This is a genomic window from Mediterraneibacter hominis, from assembly GCF_014287475.1.
Lineage (GTDB): Bacteria > Bacillota > Clostridia > Lachnospirales > Lachnospiraceae > Mediterraneibacter > Mediterraneibacter hominis.
This window is the reverse complement of the sequence record NZ_JACOPF010000001.1, coordinates 19,945-38,261: the sequence shown is the minus strand read 5'-3', so window position 1 is coordinate 38,261 and position 18,317 is coordinate 19,945. Positions and strand designations below refer to the sequence as shown.

Annotated in this window: 15 protein-coding genes, 1 tRNA gene and 1 other annotated feature; of the genes, 1 reads left to right on the top strand and 15 read right to left on the bottom strand. The window is 44.6% G+C overall.

What is annotated here, in order from left to right; translation table 11 throughout:
* Window positions 1–55 precede the first annotated feature (55 nt).
* The 9 genes from ilvN to H8S37_RS00145 all read right to left on the bottom strand — a co-directional run bounded on the left by ilvN (window position 56) and on the right by H8S37_RS00145 (window position 8,480).
* Window positions 56–562, bottom strand: coding sequence for an acetolactate synthase small subunit (gene ilvN / locus H8S37_RS00185; RefSeq protein WP_186874049.1), 507 nt, complete (start codon window positions 560–562; stop codon window positions 56–58).
* Between the two features lie 11 nt (window positions 563–573).
* Window positions 574–2,292, bottom strand: coding sequence for a biosynthetic-type acetolactate synthase large subunit (gene ilvB / locus H8S37_RS00180; RefSeq protein WP_186874048.1), 1,719 nt, complete (start codon window positions 2,290–2,292; stop codon window positions 574–576).
* A gap of 38 nt (window positions 2,293–2,330) precedes the next feature.
* Window positions 2,331–2,579, bottom strand: a binding site (T-box leader).
* Window positions 2,580–2,679: 100 nt separating this feature from the next.
* On the bottom strand, window positions 2,680–3,507 hold the full coding sequence (locus H8S37_RS00175; RefSeq protein ID WP_186874047.1) for a metal ABC transporter permease: 828 nt from the start codon (window positions 3,505–3,507) through the stop codon (window positions 2,680–2,682).
* The gene (locus H8S37_RS00170; RefSeq protein ID WP_186874046.1) at window positions 3,500–4,210 is read right to left on the bottom strand and encodes a metal ABC transporter ATP-binding protein; all 711 of its coding nucleotides are present in this window, start codon (window positions 4,208–4,210) and stop codon (window positions 3,500–3,502) included. The genes H8S37_RS00175 and H8S37_RS00170 overlap by 8 nt, the downstream gene beginning before the upstream one ends.
* Before the next feature lie 17 nt (window positions 4,211–4,227).
* The gene (locus tag H8S37_RS00165; protein ID WP_186874045.1) at window positions 4,228–5,271 is read right to left on the bottom strand and encodes a metal ABC transporter substrate-binding protein; all 1,044 of its coding nucleotides are present in this window, start codon (window positions 5,269–5,271) and stop codon (window positions 4,228–4,230) included.
* Window positions 5,255–5,746 carry a dihydrofolate reductase gene (locus H8S37_RS00160; protein ID WP_186874044.1) on the bottom strand — a complete coding sequence of 164 codons (492 nt, stop codon included), beginning with the start codon at window positions 5,744–5,746 and terminating at the stop codon, window positions 5,255–5,257. Before H8S37_RS00160 ends, H8S37_RS00165 begins: the two co-directional genes overlap by 17 nt.
* Before the next feature lie 63 nt (window positions 5,747–5,809).
* Complete coding sequence (gene thyA / locus H8S37_RS00155; RefSeq protein WP_186874043.1) at window positions 5,810–6,658, bottom strand: thymidylate synthase; 849 nt, start codon at window positions 6,656–6,658, stop codon at window positions 5,810–5,812.
* 42 nt (window positions 6,659–6,700) lie between these two features.
* Window positions 6,701–7,135 carry a MarR family winged helix-turn-helix transcriptional regulator gene (locus H8S37_RS00150; RefSeq protein ID WP_186874042.1) on the bottom strand — a complete coding sequence of 145 codons (435 nt, stop codon included), beginning with the start codon at window positions 7,133–7,135 and terminating at the stop codon, window positions 6,701–6,703.
* 58 nt (window positions 7,136–7,193) lie between these two features.
* Window positions 7,194–8,480, bottom strand: a complete 1,287-nt coding sequence (locus H8S37_RS00145) for a homoserine dehydrogenase (protein ID WP_186874041.1) — start codon at window positions 8,478–8,480, stop codon at window positions 7,194–7,196.
* Between the two features lie 164 nt (window positions 8,481–8,644).
* On the opposite strand from H8S37_RS00145, the gene H8S37_RS00140 reads away from it, so the two are divergent.
* Window positions 8,645–8,717 (top strand) — tRNA-Gly (locus H8S37_RS00140).
* Window positions 8,718–8,914: 197 nt separating this feature from the next.
* On the opposite strand, the gene aspS is transcribed toward H8S37_RS00140, so the two are convergent.
* The 6 genes from aspS to recJ all read right to left on the bottom strand — a co-directional run bounded on the left by aspS (window position 8,915) and on the right by recJ (window position 18,224).
* Window positions 8,915–10,705 (bottom strand): aspartate--tRNA ligase, encoded by a 1,791-nt coding sequence (aspS, locus tag H8S37_RS00135; RefSeq protein ID WP_186874040.1) that lies wholly within the window; start codon window positions 10,703–10,705, stop codon window positions 8,915–8,917.
* 59 nt (window positions 10,706–10,764) lie between these two features.
* The gene (gene hisS, locus H8S37_RS00130) at window positions 10,765–12,027 is read right to left on the bottom strand and encodes a histidine--tRNA ligase (protein WP_186874039.1); all 1,263 of its coding nucleotides are present in this window, start codon (window positions 12,025–12,027) and stop codon (window positions 10,765–10,767) included.
* A complete protein-coding gene (hemZ, locus tag H8S37_RS00125) occupies window positions 12,018–13,442 on the bottom strand; it encodes a coproporphyrinogen dehydrogenase HemZ (RefSeq protein ID WP_186874038.1) in 1,425 nt (474 codons plus the stop codon). The genes hisS and hemZ overlap by 10 nt, the downstream gene beginning before the upstream one ends.
* 22 nt (window positions 13,443–13,464) lie before the next feature.
* Window positions 13,465–14,088, bottom strand: coding sequence for an MBL fold metallo-hydrolase (locus H8S37_RS00120; RefSeq protein ID WP_186875711.1), 624 nt, complete (start codon window positions 14,086–14,088; stop codon window positions 13,465–13,467).
* Window positions 14,089–14,101: 13 nt separating this feature from the next.
* Window positions 14,102–16,408, bottom strand: a complete 2,307-nt coding sequence (locus H8S37_RS00115) for a RelA/SpoT family protein (RefSeq protein WP_186874037.1) — start codon at window positions 16,406–16,408, stop codon at window positions 14,102–14,104.
* 103 nt (window positions 16,409–16,511) lie between these two features.
* Complete coding sequence (recJ, locus tag H8S37_RS00110) at window positions 16,512–18,224, bottom strand: single-stranded-DNA-specific exonuclease RecJ (protein WP_186874036.1); 1,713 nt, start codon at window positions 18,222–18,224, stop codon at window positions 16,512–16,514.
* Between the last annotated feature and the right edge of the window lie 93 nt (window positions 18,225–18,317).

Here is an 18,317-nt window from a genome sequence, read left to right as displayed (position 1 = left end):
TTTTCGCCTAGATTATAATACTTCCGGCAAAAAAAATCAAGAGTGCACTCTGTTTTTATCTCTCCATCATACTGATAGATTCAATACCTACACTTCCACCCCGTACCACTTCAATACTTTTGAATTCTTCTTTCATCAATTTGACAACTGCGTCATTTTTCGTCGCTGTCTGTACAAATTCTACAAGCAGACTGTCTTTTCCATAGTCGATCACCTTTGCCTTGAATGTCTCCGCAATCTGGAATATTTCAATTTTATCCTGGGGAGTACATTTCAGTACTTTGATATAAAGAATTTCTTTCATTCTCACAAAAATATCTGTAAAGTCAATGACTTTGATTACTTCTATCATTCGGTTTAACTGCTTTTTTATCTGCTCAAATGTCTCATCGTCACTGACTGTAGCGATCGTCATTCTAGATACCGTGGGATCCTCTGTCGTACCGACCGTCAGGCTGTCCAAATTATAGGATTTTCCGGAAAACAGTCCGGAAATTTTGGAAAGTACGCCCACCTGATTTTCTACATACAGAGAAATCCATCTTTTTTTCATTCCATCCATCTTTTTTCCTCCTAACAGTCCATAATCATATCCTTAAGCGTTCCGCCCGGCTGAATCATTGGATACACCATCTCTTCTGGATCGATGATAAATTCAATCAAGGTCGGCAGCTTTGTGTTCTTTTTCGCTTCCTCAAACGCCGCTTTGATTTCTTCCCTCTTTGTCACTCGTATTCCCTTTGCCCCGTAGCTTTCTGCCAGTTTTACAAAATCCGGCGTATACGCTGGCATCTCCTGCCCTTCTGTTCTTCTGAAAAGTGCTCCGGAACGTAAATTTGTCATGCCGTAGCGTTTGCCGTAGAAGAGCTTCTGCCACTGCCGTACCATTCCCAAATATTCGTTGTTAAACACGCAGAGAATCAGAGGCAGCTCTTCCAGTACAGCAGTCGCAAACTCCTGGATATTCATCTGCATACCCCCGTCCCCGGAAATTGCGATAACCGGGGTCTTTGGATTTCCTATCTGAGCGCCGATAGCGCCGGGGAAACCGTATCCCATTGTCCCAAGTCCTCCGGACATGATGATCTGTTTTTTCTTCGTAATCTCTACATACTGGCTGGCAAACATCTGATGCTGCCCTACATCCGTTACAATAATCGCTTCTTTAAACTGCCGGTTTATTTCTTCAATAATATCCTGCGGCCCCATCACTGCACGTTTTTTCATTTTCAGCGGATGCTCTTCCTTCCAGGAGGCAATCTGTTTTAACCATGCTTCTCTTTTGCACCCTTCTACATATTCCTTCATTTTCAAAACCGCTTCCTTCGCATCTGCCACAATTGGAACATCCACATGAATATTTCTGGATATGGACGCTGTATCAATATCGATATGCACAATCTGCGCTTTCGGAGCAAACGCATGCAGCTTCCCCGTAATTCGGTCATTAAAGCGTGCGCCGATAGAGAAGAGAAGGTCACACTCATTCACTGCCATGTTCGCCGCATAAGTGCCATGCATCCCTAAATTTCCTACAAAAAGCGGATGATTTGTAGGAATGGCGCCTCGACCCATAATCGTCGTGACAACCGGAACCTCTGTCTTCTCCACTACTTCTCTGAAGCTCTCATTTGCATGGGCGATATTCACACCGCCGCCTGCCAAAAACAACGGGCGTTTTGCCTTATGCAGCATTTTAATAGCACGTTTCAGCTGTCCAACATGCACATTCGTATTCGGCTTATATCCGCGGATGTTTACCTCCGACGGATACTCTGCGCTTCCTAATTCTCCCATTACATCTTTCGGCAAATCGATCAGCACTGGTCCCGGACGTCCTGTGCGCGCAATGTAAAATGCTTCCTTTATAATTCTTCCTAAATCTTCCCTATTGCGCACCGTCACGCCATACTTTGTGATACTCCTCGTAATTCCTACGATATCAACTTCCTGGAAGGCGTCGTTTCCAATCAGATGTTTCGCTACTTGTCCTGTAAAACAAACCAGCGGCACACTGTCATAGTTCGCCGTTGCAAGTCCGGTCACTAAATTCGTCGCCCCCGGTCCGCTTGTCACCAGGCAGACACCGACTTTTCCTGTCGTCCGCGCATAGGCATCTGCTTCATGGACTAATGCCTGTTCATGCCGCGGCAGAATCACCCGAATATCCTTCTGCTTATACAGTTCATCACTGATGTCAATCGTACAGGCGCCAGGATACCCAAATATTGTATCTACGCCTTCTTCCTTCAATGCTTTCACCAATAATTTGTTTCCTGTTATCTGTCTCATATTTCCCTCCTAACTGAAAAAAACACCCTAAGCTTACAGCTTAGGGCGAATCCATCATCCGTGTTACCACCTAAATTCAGAGAAATCTCTGCACTCTGCCAGTACGGGAATCTCTTCCGATACTGTTTCCCTGTAACGTGGGAATAACGTTGAAGTCTACTTGGGAGTCCTCCCGTTCAATCCACTGCTCAAAGGCTACTTCCATAATCCTTTCACGAAGATTTCCACCGCCCATCTTCTCTCTTTGCTTCCGGAGATTATGTACTCCTCCTTATCTCTGCATTTTTCTAAACCTTTTCTGTGATAAGATATTTTCATTATAATTTGTATCTTTTCCTTTGTCAACGCTCACTTCTTGATACATTTTAGCAGACTCCTTGATGTATCTTATCCTCTCCTTGCATTTCTGGCAATTCCAAGAACCGAATACACAAGAAATGCCGTCAGATTTACAAGGACTACGCTGGCTCCTGCCGGCGCTGCACAAAAGTAAGACAGTATAAGCCCGACAACAAGACAAATTACAGAAAGAACACCTGCACTTATAATCACGCTCTTAAAGGTCTTGCATAACCGCATAGAAGTAAGTGCTGGAAATATAATCAGGCTGGATACAAGAAGCGCTCCCATCATCCGCATACCAAGTACAATCGTAACCGCGGTCAGAACCGCTATCATTGTATTATATAGATTCGCCCGCACTCCTGTAGCAAGCGCAAAAGTTTCGTCAAAGGTCACCGCGAATATTTTTTGATAGAAAAATACATACAAAATCAATACCACAGCACACAAAATCAGACTCAGTTTTACATCCTGGGCGCTCATGGCAAGGATACTTCCAAACATATAATTATAGACGTCTGTGTTCATCCCTGTCGTCATAGAAATCACCATAACGCCGACTGCAAGTGCCCCTGTGGAAATCATGGCAGTCGCCGCGTCTCCTTTAATTCTGGTGTTGGAACGAATACGAAGCAGCAATATCGCAGCCAATACAACAATGGGAATTGCTACAGAAAGAGGCGCTGCGTTTACCGCTGTCGCCACCGCCAGAGCTCCGAATCCTACATGGGATAACCCGTCTCCTATCATAGAATACCGTTTTAAGACAAGGCTGACTCCCAAAAGAGCAGAACACAGCGCCACCAGAGAACCAACAAGAAACGCCCTCACCATAAACGGATATGAAAGCATCTGTGCTACCGTCTCAAACATAAGCTTCACCTCCCAGGAATGTCTTTCCTGCCCGGCTTTTCTGGTATGCCGCGGCAGTCCCGAAAAACTGTGTGTCTTCGCTTAAATGCAGAATATGACTCGCATACTCTACAGCACTCTCTACATCATGCGAAACCATCACAACTGCAATCTTTTGTTCTCTGTTGATTTTACATAACAACTGATAAAATTCACCTGTCACGATCGGATCCAGTCCCGTCACCGGTTCGTCTAGCAAAAGCAGCTTTTTTGTCGCGCACAGAGCACGTGCAAGCAGTACCCTTTGTTTCTGTCCTCCTGACAAATCTCGGAAGCACTGGCGGGATAATGCATGAATTCCAAGCATTTCCATCTTTTCATATACTGTACGTCTGTCCTGTGCTGTATAAAAGGGACGAAGTCCCCGACTGTTCAGCCTCCCGGACAGCACCACTTCATAAACACTCGCCGGAAAATCTTTCTGCACTTCTGTCTGCTGTGGAAGATACCCAATTTCTGTCTGCCGCAGCCCGTCTCCAAAAACAATCCGCCCTTTTTCCACTGCTTTCAGCCCCAAAATACTTTTTACCAGTGTACTTTTACCGGAACCATTTTCTCCCACAATGCACAGATAATCCCCGTTAGCTATCTGAAAATTCAAATCCTTTATTACTGTCTGCCCCTCGTAACCGACGGACACATTTTCACACTTTATCAGCGCCATCTGATTTTCTGCCTCCTTTAGTTCAAAGCCTCTTTCAGCGTCTCTACGTTTTTTTCCATCATGCTGTAATAGGTTTCTCCATTTTCAAAATCCTCTGCCGAAATATTATGGCAGCTGTAGAACGTCTCGACCCTTGTGTCTGTCGCCTCTGCAATTGCATTGGAAATATCTGCATTGCTCAATTCCATTTTCAGTATAACAGGAATCCTTTCTTCCTTTACCTTATCAATCAAAAATGCCATCGTCGCAGCACTTGGCTCTGTGTCCGAAGCACAGCCCGGAAATGCCGCGTAATAAGAAAGTCCATATTCCTCCGCAAAATACCGGAACGGAAAGCGATCCCCGAATAAAAGAAGCCTGCGTTTAGATGTCTGTACTACCTGTTGAAACTGTGCATCCAGCTCCCAGAGTTTTTCTTCATAGTCAGATGCATTCTCTTCATAGACAGACGCATTTCTCTCATCTACTTTGACAAGCAGATCCTTGACAGCCTCTACAATTTGAATGGCATTACGCGGCGACGTCCAGACATGCTCGTCTATCTCATGGACGGAATGTGTCTTTATTTCTTCTGACTGTGTACTTTCTTTTTCCTCCTCGTGGGAATGCTTATGTTCTTCTTTCATTCCCTCCACATGATCTTCTTCATATGTGTCCACACAGTCTGTCAGCTTTAATGTCTCTCTGTTTTCATCCGGCATGGAGGCAAGAATTTCTTCCACCCATTCATCGTTTTCGCCGCCCACATAGATAAATATATCACTGTTCTGCACAGCAATAATATCCTGCGGAGTCGGCTCATAAGAATGGGTCTCTTCTCCTGGCTTCATCAGCATCTTAAGCTCTACTCTCTCTCCCGCAATCTCACGTACAAAATCATACTGTGGAAAGATCGTCGTCACGACACGTATCTTCTCCTCTCCCTTTGTTTCTTCTTTTTCCTTTGCTCCGGTATTATCCGCCTGCCATGTACAGCCCTGGCAGAGAATCCCTGCTGCCATGCACCCCAAAAGAAGAAGGGAAGAAAGACGCGCTCCCTTCCTTTTATTTCTGCCGCTCATATTTTGTAAACCTGAATTCCAGATCAAAACAGGTCTGTTCCTCACCTTCCTCTGTCATTCTCCATTCTTTCTTCTTATCTAAATTGGGGAAGAATGTATCTGCTTCAAATTCCTGTTCTATCTTTGTAACATAAACTATATTACAAAGCGGCAGCAGCAGCTTGTAAACGCTCTCTCCTCCAATGACAAATATTTCTTCTTCCTTATATTTTTTTAATTCTTCTTTTAATTCTTCTTCCGAATGTACAATGACCGCGTCCTTCACCGCATAGTCCTTGTTTCCTGTCAATACAATATTTGTCCTGTTTTTCAGCGGTCTGCCGTTTGGGAAGCTCTCCAGTGTCTTTCTCCCCATCACGACCACCTTTCCTGTCGTTTTTTCCCGAAAAAATTTCATATCAGAAGGAATACTTACAAGAAGCCTGTTTTTCTTCCCAATTCCCCAGTTTTTATCTGCTGCAACAATCGCCTGCATCTTTTTCTCCTCTCCTTACTGTCTTCTATTCTCTGCACTGCACCGCTTAAGTACAGCTTCTTCCTACACTGCAACCGGTATATTCTTGATCTGCGGATGAGTCTGGTAATCGTCCAGCCGCACATCTTCACAGGTAAACGCATAGAAATCTTTAATTTCTGGATTCAGCCAGAACTTCGGCGCTGGAAGCGGTTCTCTGGCAATCAGTTCTTCGATCATCGGAATATGCCTGTCATAAATATGTGCATCTGCAATCACGTGTATGAACTCTCCTACTTTCATGTCGCATACCTGCGCCAGCATATGAAGCAACACGGCATACTGGCACACATTCCAATTATTTGCCGTCAGCACGTCCTGGGAGCGCTGATTCAATATCCCGTTCAGCGTCAGTCTGTCGCTGTCTTTTTCTTTTGTCACATTAAATGTCATACTGTAAGCGCACGGATATAGGTTCATCTCATGCAAATCCTGATGCACATAGAGGTTTGTCATAATACGACGGCTATATGGATTATTCTTTAAGTCATAAATAACCCGATCTACCTGATCCATCATTCCTTCCTTATACCTGTGCTTTACTCCCATCTGATAGCCATATGCTTTCCCAATAGAGCCGGTCTCATCCGCCCAGCTATCCCAAATATGGCTGTTCAGCTCATGGATATTGTTCGATTTTTTCTGCCATATCCATAGAAGCTCATCCGTACAGCTTTTTATCCCCGTCCTTCGAAGCGTAAGCGCGGGAAATTCTTTTGAGAGATCATACCGGTTTACCACTCCGAATTTCTTTATCGTGTATGCCGGGGTACCGTCCTCCCATACCGGTCTTACCTTCTCCCCTTCCGTACTAGTTCCGTTGTCTATGATGTCCCTGCACATCTGTATAAATACTTTGTCAGCGTAACTCATTTTTCTCCTCCTGTCCTGCCTGGATACTTTTTATAGTTCTGTTTATGGTTCTGCAATATTATATAACATTTTTTCCAGTCCCCTTGTCAAAGCCGCGATTTCCTTTTTTGTCATACCTCTTGTCAGATTCTTATCCATCTTCTTTCTGTCCGCTTCCATTCTCCTCTGGATGTCATATGCCTTTTCTGTAAGATAGATATTTTTCTTTCTTTTGTCTGTCGTATTGGGAACACATAAGATAAACCCCTTTTCATCCAGCCTTTTTAGTATCCCTGTCACAGTGGGATTTTTTAGGCTTAAATGCCTCTCTACATCCCTCTGATTTACTTCATCCTTGCTTGTGTGAAACAGATAATCCAAAACTGCGCACTGTGAAGAAGTAATACCGATTGTACGCAGTCTCTCATTTAAATCTTTTTCAAACACATTGTTAATCTGTTTTACCATAAACCCGATTGGCTGGTTTCTTCTCTCCATCCGGCGCCCCTTTCTGCCTGAAAGCATTATGGAAAAGCAAGTTTCCTTCTGACACACTCTACAGATATGCCCGGATAACACTGCTTACTTCGTAAATATCCTCCAGATCTTCCAATTCTTTTAAAGCATTTTTCATATAGCCTTCTTTCACTTTGTCCGTTACGATTACCAGCTCCGCCTGGGTCTCCTCTACATATTTTTGTACTACCCGCACGATACTGACCTTATGATTTCCAAAAATCTGTGCGATACATGCAAGCACACCCGGCTGGTTTTTCACCTGCATACGCAGGAAAAATTTGTTTTTCACCTCTTCAAATTTTTTGATCGGTGTATCTTTATAACAGGTACAACTGATTCTTCCTGTACATTCATACTGTATATCCCGTGCCACGTCAATGACATCCCCCACAACCGCGCTTGCTGTAGGAAATTCTCCTGCACCTCTTCCGTAAAACATAGCGTCGTCCACCGCATCTCCATGCACAAACACCGCGTTAAATGAATCCCGGACAGAGGCAAGCGGATGTTCTTTTTTTAATATCATCGGGTACACACCTACTTCAATTCCCTCTTTTGTATCATGTGCCACTCCCAGAAGTTTAATCACGCAGTCCAAATCTTTTGCATAGGCAACGTCCTTTTCCGTAATTTTTGTGATTCCTTCCGTATGCACATCTTCAAATACCACCCGCGTATGAAATGCGATAGACGCCATAATCGCCACTTTTCTTCCGGCGTCCAATCCTTCTATATCTGCCGTCGGATCTGCCTCCGCATATCCCAGCTCCTTTGCTTTTACAAGCGCACTCTCAAAGCTTACATTTTCTTCGAACATTTTCGTCAAAATGTAATTAGTTGTCCCATTTACAATCCCTACCACATCTGTAAGCTCATTCGCCGCAAGGCATTGCTTTAATGGGCGGATAATCGGGATTCCGCCTGCCACTGATGCCTCAAATAGGAAATCTGCTCCACTTTCTTCCGCAGCGTTTAACAGCTCTCTTCCCTGCTGTGCGATCAGATCCTTATTCGCTGTAACCACATGCTTTCCTGCATGCAGCGCTTCTAAGATCATTGTCTTAGCCGGCTCTATACCTCCGATCACTTCAATAATAATCTCTATCTCTTCATCCTCTATAATCTCCTGCCAGTTGTCTGTCAGAAGGGAAAGGGCAATACCTTCTCTTTTTTTGTCCAGATTGTGCACCATGATTTTGACAATTTCAAGCTGTGTTCCAATTATCTGCTCCATCTCATCTTTTCTTCTCTGTATCAGCTTATATACTCCGCCGCCGACGGTTCCCAAGCCAAGAAGCGCGGCTTTTATCTTTTTTTGTTCCATATCTTTCAAGTCCTTTCCCAAGTGTTTATTGGCACATATTATAGCATAAAAAATACATTCCCGAAAGCCCTCTTGCTTTTACCGCAAATTTTTTTCAAAAAGTTGTTGACATTCTAAAAACCATATAGTATAGTATTTATTGTTCCGGTTGACGGAGAGTAAATGCGACAGTGGCTCAGTTGGTAGAGTACGACCTTGCCAAGGTCGGGGTCGCGGGTTCGAACCCCGTCTGTCGCTCTTATAAAAAACTGCTGATTAAAAATCAGCAGTTTTTTTTGTTCTATTTATCTTCCGTTTATAAGGAATTGCCTTATAGCTAAATACTCGCAAAGGGAATCTGGCTTTCCCGCATCTTTCCCTTACAAAAGACAGTATAATTGATGTCTGCGGCGAAAGCCAGATTCTATTTCTTTTTCCTCTTTTACTACTTCCTTTTATTCTTTTTCCTTCGCCCTTTCCAGCCCCAGTTCTTCCAGCTGTTTTTCATCTACAACACTCGGAGCTTCTGTCATCAGACAGGAGGCATCTTTTACCTTCGGGAACGCGATCACATCACGGATACTGTCTTCCTTCGCCATCAACATGACAAGGCGATCCAGCCCATAAGCGAGTCCTGCGTGTGGCGGAACACCGTATTTAAAGGCATCTAAGAGGAAGCCAAACTGACTGTACGCCTGCTCCTTTGTAAAGCCCAGCACTTCAAACATTTTTTCCTGCACATTGTCCTGGAAAATACGGACACTTCCCCCGCCGATTTCATTTCCGTTGAGTACAATGTCATATGCCTTCGCGCGCACTTTTCCAGGTTCCTTATCAAGCAAGTCTAAATCCTCTTCCATCGGCATAGTAAACGGGTGATGCATTGCTGTGTAGCGGTTTTGCTCCTCACTCCACTCCAGAAGCGGGAATTCGGTAATCCAAAGGAATTTATATTCGTTCTTGTCAAGCAGCTCCAACTGCTTTGCCAGTTCCAGACGCAGAGCGCCTAGGCTGTCCCATACTACTTTATTCTTGTCTGCTGCGAACAAGAGCAGATCTCCTGGCTCCCCGTTCATCGCCTGGATAAGACCGTTCATCTCTGCTTCACTTAAGAATTTAGCAAAAGAAGACTTGACAGAGCCATCCTCTTGAATTGCCACATAGGCAAGTCCCTTTGCGCCGTAATCTTTCACAAAGGACGTCAGCTTATCGATTTTCTTCCGCGGCATTGCCCCCTGTCCTTTTGCATTGATTCCCCGCACGCTTCCTCCGTTTTCAATGGCTCCTGTGAACACACCGAATCCGCATTCTCTTACTACTTCGGTTACATCTGTCAGCTCCATTCCAAACCGGATATCCGGCTTGTCAGAGCCAAACCGATCCATTGCCTCCTGCCAGGTCATCCGCGGAATCGGAAGTGGGACATCCACATTTAATGTTTCTTTGAATAACTTCGCAAGCATACGTTCATTTACATCAATGACATCCTCTACATCTACAAACGACAGCTCCATGTCAATCTGCGTAAACTCTGGTTGTCTGTCTGCACGTAAATCCTCATCTCGGAAGCATTTTGCTATCTGGAAATAACGGTCATATCCGGAACACATCAAAAGCTGCTTATAGAGCTGCGGTGACTGCGGCAGCCCATAAAAGCTGCCTGGATGAATCCGGCTCGGAACCAGATAATCCCGCGCCCCTTCCGGTGTACTTTTTCCCAGCATAGGCGTCTCAATCTCCAAAAATCCCTCTTCAGAAAGGAACTGGCGCACCAGGGTTGCCACCTTACTCCTAAGCATCAGGTTTCTCTGCAAATCTGGTCTTCTTAAATCCAGATACCTGTATTTTAAGCGTACCTCTTCTCTCGTCTTTGCATTCTCTTCAATCGGAAACGGCGGCGTCTCCGATTCTGACAAAATCCTAAGTTCCAAAGGAACCACCTCGATCTCCCCTGTTGAGAGATTCTCATTTACCGCGCCGGAACGTCTTTCTACTGTTCCGACAACCGCCACAACATACTCTGCCTTTAGGCCTGCCGCCTTCTCAAGCAATGCCTTATCCGTCCTTCCCTCTTCAAATACAACCTGTATAATCCCAGAACGATCTCTGACATCTACAAAGACCAATCCTCCTTTATTTCTATTCTTCTGTACCCATCCCATGATGGTGACTGTCTCCTGTACGTTTGCCGCGGAAAGCTCTCCGCAGCGGTGACTTCTTTTCAGCCCCTGCATTGATTCTGCCATAATTTTCTTTTCCTTTCTGTACTCTTTTCCTATATTTGCTGTCCAAAGCTCGCCTGCATCTAGTCGAAATTGGAATCTGCGTATACCTCTATGATGTCTGTATATCCCTGCTCTTTTAGCTGTTCCTTCTGGAACTTTTTATTTTTCTTCTGCTTCACAAGCATCACTTGTTTTCCATCTTCACGCTCTTTTTTCGCCATTTCCAGTACTTTTAGCACAGATTCCTTCGGAAGGCTTTTCTCCAGCAGGAATGCTTTCTTCTCTCTTTTAGAAGGCACCTCGTATCCTCGTTCTGACAGGAGCATAACAATCCGTTCAAATCCGATAGAAAATCCAACTGCAGGTGTATCCTGTCCTGTAAATTTACCTATCATCTTATCATAGCGGCCCCCTCCTCCTACAGAACCACCGAACTCATCCATCGCAATCTCAAAAATCGTTCCGGTATAGTAGGACATACCACGCACCAGCGTGGGATCAAAACGAATGGTAAACTCTGCCTCTTTGGCATGCTCCACACTTGTGATGATCATTTCCAGTGAATCCGCCGCTTCATCCTCAAGAAAGCCCTGTAATTTTTCTTTACACCAGCGAACGCCTTCCACATCATTTTTAATCTCTTTAAACAGCTGTAAATACTTCTCCACTGATTCCTTTGCATACCCACATTCCTCTAGTTCTGACGCCACACCGTCCAATCCAATCTTGTCCATTTTATCCAGAATAATAAAGACCTTCTCATAATCCTTCTCTTGAAATCCGCTGTATGCCGCCATTGCCTTTAAAAATCTCCGATCGTTAATACGAATGGTAAAATTCTTAAAATCCAGCTTTCCAAGCAGGCAGGTCGTAGCCAGAATCAGTTCGATCTCTGCTAAGTTTGATGGCTCTCCTAAAATATCAATATCACACTGCATAAACTGGCGGAATCTGCCTCTCTGCGGATTGTCCGCCCTCCATACATTTCCCATCTGCAACGCCTTAAAGGGTGAGGGTAGTTCATTTGCGTGATTTGCATAATATCTGGAAAGCGGCACTGTCAAATCATACCGAAGACCACCATCCGTCAAATCCCCTTCCTCTTTCGCCTCGTCTATCTTTAGTTTTTCTCCGCGTTTTAAAATTTTAAAAATAAGCTTTTCATTGTCTCCTCCCTGCTTGCTGAGCAGATTTTCCAGATGTTCCACACAGGGCGTCTCAATGGAGGAAAATCCGAACGATTTATATGTCTCCTTGATAAGCCCGATTACATAGTCTCTGATTTCCATCTCTTCAGGCAGTCTGTCATTCATGCCCTTAACCGGTTTCTTTTTTAATGCCATAGCCATTCTCCTTTTCGTTCTATCATTTCATCAATACGTTCTATATATTCTGTAATACTTTTCACATTTTCGATGCGGATAAGATTGGTTTCTTTGCCGTTTTTTAGTTTCTTTTTTCGGGGCAGTACAAGCTTTGTAGAGGCGCCTGCTCCCGCCGCGAGAATCGTCTGCTTTTCTTCCATAATAAGTATATTGTATATTCCGGCTTTGTCAACCTTTGCATACCCTACATTTTCAAAATTGCCCGCAATATTTTTCTGGCGGTACAAATAATATGGCTCCATGCCCATCTCTCCGGCTGCTCTTGCCGACTTCTCCACCATGCTTTCTATTTCCTGTCCGTTCTTTTGTTTCCTTTTTTCCTGTCCAAACTTTGCCGCTCTCTTGATAGCAAGAGCATGTACCGTCAGACTGTCCGGCGAAAGCTCTTTTATCTGTTCCAGTGTATCTTTCATATCTGCCTGCGTTTCTCCCGGAAGACCTGCGATCAAATCCATATTGATATTATGAAATCCGATCTCACGCGCCATGTAAAAGCTCTTTTTTATCTCCTCTACCGTGTGCCTTCTTCCGACCAGATTCAGTGTTTTCTGCTGCATGGTCTGCGGATTAACCGAAATACGGGTAACCGGATATTGATAGATCGTCTTTAATTTTTCTTCTGTTATACTGTCCGGACGCCCTGCCTCCACCGTATATTCCACCAGATATTTCTCGGAAAAACAACACTGGATTGTAGATAACAGCCTGTCGAGCTGCAAGGCAGACAAGGTCGTAGGCGTACCGCCGCCGATATAGACGGTATTTAATCTTTTCGCTCCTGCCATCTTCCCAATCGCCTGTATCTCTTTACACAGGGCGTCTACATAATCGTCTGTACGCTCCTTCCAAAGAGAAACCGGAGAAGAACTAAAGGAACAGTACGAGCAGATACTTGGACAAAATGGGATTCCCACATATAAACTAAATCCGTCCTCATAGTCCAGCTTTTTCAGAAGCGCTTTCTCTCTTCTGGCAATTTTCGCACCGAGACTTGCTTTTTGTTCGCTGATACAATAGGTTTCTGTCAGATATTTTACTATCTCTTCCTCTGAAAGACCTTTCTCCATTGCCTGCATTGCCAATTTGGTAGGGCGCACGCCTGTAAGCATCCCCCATGCCAGATTCCTTCCTGTCATTTCAGACAAACGAAGGTAAAAATTACGAGTCACACTTCTTTTTCTCTCCTGTATATCCGTTCCGTTTATTTCCTCTTTTCGGATGCAAAAAGAAGAGCCTCCATCCACATTTAGTTTCACAAGAGGCTCTTGTTTCTCATCTACCTTCTGCGCAATCTCTTCCTCTGGAAAAAATGCCTTTGCCAGATGATACACATTATACGTATACTTGTTTTCTTTACTGCTTATCTCTATCATAGGTTTCCTCTGACACCGTTTATTATCCCAAAAACGGATTGTATTGCTTTTCATGTCCGATCGTCGTATCTCTCATATGTCCTGGAAATACAACTGTATCCTCCGGCAGTCCCAATAGTTTTTCCTTCACAGAACGAATAAGCTCGCCGGCGCTTCCGGTTGGAAGATCGGTTCTCCCAACGGATTCATAAAACAGGGTATCTCCGCTGAACAGCACCTTTTCGTCGGGCAGATAATAACAGCAGCCCCCTGCGGTATGCCCCGGCGTATACAAAACGCGCAAATTTATCCCCGCAGCATTTAACTCCTCCCCATCCTTTACATACTGCGCCTTTGTGTAGGTATAGGCACTTCCATAGGCAGTGGAGGCATTGAAATCGGCATTTTCCAACAGCTCTTTTTCCTTCTCATGTGCATAGACCGGAACCGAAAAATGCTGCAAAAACCAGTCAATTCCCATAATATGGTCAAAATGCCCATGCGTCAGAAGCAGCGCCTTCATCTTGAGTCCTTCCTCAGCGATATATTCCAAAAATCTCTCTGACGCTCCTGCCATATCGACCACAAATGCCTCTTTTGTCACAGAATGACTCACAACATAGCAATTTGTCCCTACCAATCCTATCACAAAATTTTTTACCTGTATCTTTTCCATTCTCCTACCCCGCTGTTCGCTCAATATCAATTACACCATCCAATTGTCTTAGCTTCTCTGTAACGCGGTTCATCTCTTCGCGTCCATGTACGGTAAAGCCCATATCCAGTGTTGCCGTTCCTTTTTTGCTGGTACGGATATTCATAGACTTTACATCGATCTTTGCCTCTGTAAAAATCCGTGAAATGTCCATAAGCAGCCCCTGCCGGTCAGCGGCATACATCTTCAGCTCGGCGAGATACTGCCCGCCGCTTTCCTCTGCGGCATTTTCTTCCCATTCAGCGTCAATCAGGCGCTCCCTCTCTGTATCCGTCAAATGCAGCATGTTGATGCAGTCTGTCCGGTGAATAGACATCCCGCGCCCCCTGGTGACAAAGCCGACAATCTCATCTCCCGGCACTGGATTGCAACATTTAGAGAAACGCACTGCCATATCGTCAATCCCTTTGACGACAATCCCACTTTTAGACTTCGCAATATGCACCTTCTGGTGATTTGCCTCCGATATTTTTTCCAGAATCGTCTCATCTGTAATTTCTTTTTTGTGATCTTTTTCATATTCTTCTAAAAGACGGTTCACAACCTGTCCTTCTTTTAGACCTCCATGCCCGATCGCCGCCAGAACAGAATCCCAGTCCTTAAAGCCGTACTTTTTCTGGACAATCTGCTGGTATTTCGGCTTGATTATGTCAGAGCTTACGAGCCCCTTCGCCTTGCAGTAAGAAACAAGCAGCTCTTTTCCCCTGATAATATTTTCTTCCTTAAATTCCCTCTTAAACCACTGGTTAATTTTGTTCTTTGCCTGGGTACTCTTGACAATATTCAGCCAGTCCCGGCTCGGCCCTTTGGAATTCTGTGAAGTCAGAATCTCAATCCGATCCCCGTTTTGTATTTTATAATCTATATTTACCAGCTTGCCGTTGACGCGCGCTCCCACCATCTTGTTTCCGACGGCGCTGTGAATCGAATAGGCGAAATCAACCGGCGTGGAGCCGTTTGGAAGATTCTTCACATCTCCATTGGGCGTAAAGCAATAGACATCCTCTGCAAATAAATCCAGATCGCCCTTCAAAAGACTTAAAAACTCCCGATTATCGGACATGTCCCTCTGCCATTCCAATATCTGGCGCAGCCAGCTTAATTTTTCTTCTTCCTGCGCCTTCATACTCTTTGTCGCATCTCCGCCTTCTTTATATTTCCAGTGCGCGGCGATACCGTACTCAGCAGTCTTATGCATCTCTTCTGTACGGATCTGAATCTCAAAAGGCTGTCCGGAAGGTCCCATCAGCGTCGTATGAAGTGACTGATACATATTTGCCTTCGGCATAGCGATATAATCTTTAAAACGCCCCGGTATCGGCGTATACATTTCATGGATCACACCGAGCGCCGCGTAGCAGTCTTTGACAGAATCTACAATGATACGCACCGCAAACAGATCATATACCTGATCCAGTGTTTTGTTCTGGTTTACCATTTTCTTATAAATACTGAAAAAATGCTTTACCCTGCCGTATACCTTTGCTTTGATGTGCGCATTTTTCATATGCTTGGACACTTCCGCGACAATCTGCTGGACAAATTCTTCGCGCTCTGTCTTGCGTTCATTCAGCTCTTTTACCAAATTGTAATATACTTCGGGCTGCGAATATTTTAAAGACAAATCATCCAATTCCGTCTTAATCTTAGAAATCCCAAGACGCTGTGCGATCGGCGCGTAAATATCCATCGTCTCTCTTGCTTTTTCTTTCTGCTTCTGCGGCGTCATAAACTCCAATGTGCGCATATTATGCAGACGGTCTGCCAGCTTAATGATGATAACACGAATATCCTTCGCCATAGCCAGGAACATTTTACGTAAGTTTTCTGCCTGCACCTCCAGTTTATCTTTTGCGTAGGACAACTGACCCAGCTTTGTCACTCCGTCCACAAGAAGTGCTACCTCTTCTCCGAATTCCCTGGCCACATCCTCCAAAGTCATCTCCGTATCTTCTACCGCATCGTGCAGCATTCCCGCTACGATCGTCTCTTTATCCATCTCCAGTTCTGCAAGAATAATTCCTACCCACAGCGGATGAATAATATAGGGTTCTCCTGATTTGCGTGCCTGGCCTTTATGTGCCGCCTTTCCGGCCTGGTATGCCTTTTCTATCATGGTAATATCTGCCGAAGGGTGGTATTTACGTACTCTTGAAACTAATGCCTGATATAGCTGTTCAGGGTCTTGATAATCTTCAGGTGCTTTCACTGCATGTCCGTCTACCATCTCCAGATTTCTGTTCAACAACTCGTACTCCAGCGTTCCTGCCATATCAATTCCCCCTTTCTCTGGTAATCCTTTTGTAAACGCAGCGCCGATTACACAGGCACTGCTAGCTTTTAGTATATCATTATTCTAATATTTTTCAAACATTTTATTGGTAATTCACGATCGTTATCTGTTTCGTCTTTTTTCCCCGAAATTCATTTATCGAAGGATAGTATGTAACGGACAGCCTGGCCTTTTCCTGCATCCTCCTAAGACATGCCTTTACCTCGCCAAAATATACGGCGTCTATTCTGTTTCCCTGCATATCTTCTAAAACACACTTGAGCACATTCTGATTTTTCCCAAGAATCCTTGGATGTATGACTCTTAATTCCTTCTCCGCAAACAGAGGCTTTGTATTGCCTTTCCCGAACGGTTCTAAGAGCTTAAGCTCTTCTATCAGTGATTCTGTGACATAGGGAAACGGAAGCCGCATGTCAATCGATACCTTCATCAGCAAATCCTCTTCACTCAAATCTGCCAATTCATTGATCGTCTTTCTAAACGTTTCTACATCTTCTTCTTTCAAAGACACCCCCGCCGCCAGCTTATGTCCCCCGAATTTGGTAAATAAAGAGCGACACTTGCACATCTCTTCAAACATATTGTAACTCTCGATCGAACGCCCGGAACCTTTTACTCCCTCTTCTGCCTTCGTCAGCACGAAGGTCGGACGATAGTACCTCTCTTTAATACGCCCCGCGATAATCCCTGCAATACTCTCATGGCAGTCCGGCAGATAGACAACCAAAACTTTATCATTCTTAAGCTCGCTCTCTTCAATCTGGGCAACCGCCTGTTCCACGCCTCTTTCTGTCATCTCCTTGCGGCTGTCATTTAACGCCTTTAAGTCCTCCGCCAGTATCACTGCCTCCCTGTGGGTCTTCGCCTCCAGCAAAGCCAACGCCCTTTTGGCTGTATCCAGCCTGCCGCTGGCATTGATACAGGGCCCTAGAATAAAACCAATATGATAGGCGCTTAAATGCTCCACCGGCACCCCTGTACAGGCAATCAATGCTTTCAGCCCTTCATTTTTCGTTCTCTTTAACATTTCCAAGCCCTGTTTAACAAAAATCCTATTCTCCCCGATCAAATCCATTACATCTCCGACCGTGGAGATCGCAACGTTTTCCATCAAGTAATCCACATCCTCTGCGTCCCGCGCCATTACATTATACAACGCTTCGATCAGTTTATAGGCGACCGCTGCACCGCACAGTCCTTTAAATGGATATGGGCAGTCCGGTCTGTGTGGATCGACTACGGCATCTGCAGGAGGAAGCAGATACTCCCTTTCCCCGCCAAGCTCTACATATGGAACCTCATGGTGATCTGTCACAAGAATCGTAAGTCCCCGCTTCTTCCCATACTCAATTTCTTCCTTCGCTGCAATCCCGTTATCACAGGTTATAATGGTATCTATCCCTTCCTCTAGTGCGCGGTCGAGCAACATACGGTTTAAGCCGTATCCATCCTTCACGCGGTCTGGAATATCTGTATCTACATCTGCTCCAAGTCCTGTCAAGCCTTCTTTCAGTATATATGTGGCATTTACTCCATCAATGTCATAATCCCCGATCACACGGATTGCTTCTTTTGCTTTGATTTTCTCAGAGAGGATCTCCACCGCTTTATCCATATCCTTCATCAACATTCCGTCATATAAATCTGCAATCGTCCCATTTAAATAAAAGTCAATCTCTTTTTCTGACACAATCTCTCTGTTTCGTATCAATCTTGCCACAATCGGAGATATATGATACCTTTCTGAAATCTTCTGGAAATCTGCCTTTTTCATGGTGACAAACCATTTTTCCATAAACTGCCTCCTTCAACAAATGCCGAGGTACAAAGAATTGAACTCCTTCATACCCCGGCATCCTGTATTTCCTCCGGCCATCTTTTCGAATGC

Coding starts and splice junctions, on each gene's coding strand:
- H8S37_RS00145 (WP_186874041.1), bottom strand. CDS start 8,480: ATGGAACAAAAAAAGATAAAAGCCGCGCTTCTTGGCTTGGGAACCGTC.
- H8S37_RS00170 (WP_186874046.1), bottom strand. CDS start 4,210: ATGGCGCTGATAAAGTGTGAAAATGTGTCCGTCGGTTACGAGGGGCAG.
- hemZ (WP_186874038.1), bottom strand. CDS start 13,442: ATGATAGAGATAAGCAGTAAAGAAAACAAGTATACGTATAATGTGTAT.
- H8S37_RS00165 (WP_186874045.1), bottom strand. CDS start 5,271: ATGAGCGGCAGAAATAAAAGGAAGGGAGCGCGTCTTTCTTCCCTTCTT.
- H8S37_RS00150 (WP_186874042.1), bottom strand. CDS start 7,135: ATGGAGAGAAGAAACCAGCCAATCGGGTTTATGGTAAAACAGATTAAC.
- ilvB (WP_186874048.1), bottom strand. CDS start 2,292: ATGAGACAGATAACAGGAAACAAATTATTGGTGAAAGCATTGAAGGAA.
- thyA (WP_186874043.1), bottom strand. CDS start 6,658: ATGAGTTACGCTGACAAAGTATTTATACAGATGTGCAGGGACATCATA.
- ilvN (WP_186874049.1), bottom strand. CDS start 562: ATGGATGGAATGAAAAAAAGATGGATTTCTCTGTATGTAGAAAATCAG.
- H8S37_RS00160 (WP_186874044.1), bottom strand. CDS start 5,746: ATGCAGGCGATTGTTGCAGCAGATAAAAACTGGGGAATTGGGAAGAAA.
- recJ (WP_186874036.1), bottom strand. CDS start 18,224: ATGGAAAAATGGTTTGTCACCATGAAAAAGGCAGATTTCCAGAAGATT.
- H8S37_RS00175 (WP_186874047.1), bottom strand. CDS start 3,507: ATGTTTGAGACGGTAGCACAGATGCTTTCATATCCGTTTATGGTGAGG.
- H8S37_RS00115 (WP_186874037.1), bottom strand. CDS start 16,408: ATGGCAGGAACGCTGGAGTACGAGTTGTTGAACAGAAATCTGGAGATG.
- aspS (WP_186874040.1), bottom strand. CDS start 10,705: ATGGCAGAATCAATGCAGGGGCTGAAAAGAAGTCACCGCTGCGGAGAG.
- hisS (WP_186874039.1), bottom strand. CDS start 12,027: ATGGCATTAAAAAAGAAACCGGTTAAGGGCATGAATGACAGACTGCCT.